We start from the raw sequence: 2,838 nt of genomic DNA, 5'->3' as shown, positions 1-2,838 counted from the left end.
ATTACGCACTATACGCCAAGGGGTTACAGGTCTATGAGCGATTCGAATTCTGTACCGTCTGCCCCGGAACCGGGCCGTATTGCACATCGGGTAGCCGGCGCCGATCAGAAGAGCTGGCGCCGCTGGCTGCCGGGGCTGAACACGCTGCTCACCTATCAAATAGGCTGGTTGCGAAATGACATCGTCGCCGGACTCGTCCTGACTACGATGCTGGTGCCAGTGGGTATAGCCTACGCGGTGGCCTCGGGCGTACCGGGCATCTACGGTCTCTATGCGACGATCATTCCGTTGCTGGCTTATGCGTTGTTCGGGCCGAGCCGGATTTTGGTGCTGGGGCCGGATTCTTCGCTGGCTGCCGTCATTCTTGCGGTGATCCTGCCACTGTCGGGCGGCGATCCGTATCGCGCCGTCGCCTTGGCGGGAATGATGGCGATTGTGTCGGGGGTGGTCTGCATCCTGGCCGGCTTGGCACGCCTGGGCTTCATCACAGAGCTACTCTCCAAACCTATTCGCTACGGGTACATGAACGGGATCGCGCTGACCGTATTGATCAGCCAACTGCCCAAGTTTTTCGGCTTCAAGATCGAGTCCGACGGCCCGCTGAGAAACATGTGGGCGATCATCACTGCGGTGCTGGAGGGAAAAACCAACTGGGTCGCGTTCGCCGTCGGTGCCGCCACGTTGGTGGTTATCATGTTGCTCAAGGGGCACAAACGCATTCCGGGTATTTTGATCGCCGTGGCAGGGGCAACCATCGCCGTCGGTGTGTTGGACCTTGGCACAAGGTTCGGCGTATCGATCCTCGGCACGCTTCCACAGGGTATGCCTGCGTTTGCCATTCCCTGGATCACTCGCGAAGATATTGTGCCGATCCTGATCGGCGGCTTCGCCGTCGCGCTTGTCTCGTTCGCCGATACCAGCGTGCTCTCGCGAGTTTATGCAGCGCGTTCGCGCATGTATGTTGATCCGAATCAGGAGATGGTGGGGCTCGGCGTCGCCAATCTGGCCGCCGGTTTTTTCCAGGGTTTTCCGATCAGCAGCAGTTCGTCACGCACGCCGGTGGCCGAGGCCGCAGGCGCAAAAACCCAATTGTCTGGCGTCGTCGGAGCGCTGGCTGTGGCCTTGCTGCTGATGGTGGCACCGAACCTGTTGCAGGACCTGCCCAACAGCGCGCTGGCGGCGGTGGTGATTGCATMGGCTATCGGCTTGATCGAGATCACGGATCTGCGACGCATCTATCGCATTCAGCAGTGGGAGTTCTGGTTGTCCATCGCCTGCACCGTCGGTGTCGCGGTGTTTGGTGCAATCGAGGGGATTGCCCTGGCCATTGTGCTTGCGGTGATTGAATTCCTGTGGGATGGCTGGAGGCCGTATTCCACGGTGTTGGGGCGTGTCGAGGACCTTCAGGGCTACCATGACATCAATCGTTTTCCTGACGCACGACTCCTGCCCGGGCTGGTCCTTTTTCGCTGGGATGCGCCTTTGTTTTTCGCCAACGCCGAGCTGTTCAATGAGCGGGTGCTGAACGCGGTGGCTTCATCGCCTACGCCGGTACGCTGGGTGGTCGTTGCGGCGGAGCCTATGACCAGTGTGGACGTGACCTCTGCCGACATGTTGGCCGAACTGGATGAAACCTTGCGCGCGGCGGGCATCGAGTTGTGCCTGGCCGAGATGAAAGACCCGGTGAAGGACAAACTGAAGCGATTCGGGCTCTTCACGCAGTTTGGCGAAAACGCGTTTTTTCCGACGTTAGGTACCGCGGTCAACAGCTACCTCGCGACCTATCCTGTTGAGGGGGCCAAACGTCAGGACGAGTCTCAGTGATGCGGTGGAATTACAGGCGTTTGGCGGCTATCAACGACTGACGCCCTTGCAGGAATGCCTGGGTGCTCCTATCGTCAGATTTCAGGCGCCACAAAAGTTTTTGTGGCGAATGAGTAAACACGGTAAGAGCAATGTCACCTGAACATCCTTGGTGAGCGAACTGATGGGCGAGCGAGCCGACTGAGCGTTTTTGAACTGGAGGAACATCATGATTCGCAAGCACTTCTTGATGGCSCTRGCGACACTGGTTGTCGCCGCGRGTGTGCAGTGSGTCTCGGTACCGGCKTAYGCGACCGAGCAGGGATCACAACGGCGTGAAGCRCGGGATACGAGGCAAACAGGGCGCTCCGAYGCACGGMRWACMAAGYACGATTGCAGAAAGGACAATGACAAGAGCAATGCWRMCTGTCGCCAGGACAAGCGCAGCAGCAAGCAGGACACGCGCAGCACCGCTCGGGACATCAAATATTGATCGTTGAGGTTTATCCCACTGTCGTCCGCCAGAGGGGCAGTGTTTACCGATAACGGTCAAGGCAGCACGACTGCATCAAGACATCGAGCGGACACCTTTATTTGTCCGCTCGATGTGCTTGGGCGCCTGCTTAGCCGTAATAAGCGACTATCACAATGAGCGCGAGAAAACAGACCAGCTGAACGCAAAAGAAGCTAAACCGAATCGCAACGAACGTATCGGTTTGCACATGGGATACGTGTACCAAGGACTGGCACACGCGAGCGATCAGGACGAATGTGCACAAGTAGTCCACCGCAGGGCCGTTGACACCCAAGGCCGATATCACGAACACGATCACGCCAAAGACCGGCAGATTTTCCACACAGTTGGCGTGTGCTCGTGTCCCGCGCCGATACCAATCCTCGCCTTCGAGCTGATCGTTGCGGAACGAGGCGATCGGCACATTCGAGAACAGGATGGCGACCCAGCGATAAACGCCGACGGTGGCCATCAACAACAGCAAAGTCCAGCTCGCAAACCCGAGCAGCATCCACATCGGC

Annotated in this window: 2 protein-coding genes; one reads left to right on the top strand and one right to left on the bottom strand. The window is 58.4% G+C overall.

Annotation, left to right across the window (positions count from 1 at the left end; translation table 11 throughout):
• The first annotated feature begins 33 nt into the window (after positions 1 to 33).
• Positions 34 to 1,824: a SulP family inorganic anion transporter gene (locus AC1DRJ_RS23510; protein ID WP_477804259.1), complete on the top strand. Its 1,791-nt coding sequence runs from the start codon at positions 34 to 36 to the stop codon at positions 1,822 to 1,824.
• 602 nt (positions 1,825 to 2,426) lie between these two features.
• Here AC1DRJ_RS23510 and AC1DRJ_RS23505 read toward each other — a convergent pair.
• The coding region (locus AC1DRJ_RS23505; RefSeq protein WP_477804258.1) for an MAPEG family protein at positions 2,427 to 2,838 on the bottom strand (412 nt) is incomplete at its 5' end.

The sequence above is a fragment of the Pseudomonas sp. P5_B2 genome (assembly GCF_056400445.1).
This window is presented reverse-complemented; position numbering and strand designations above follow the sequence as displayed.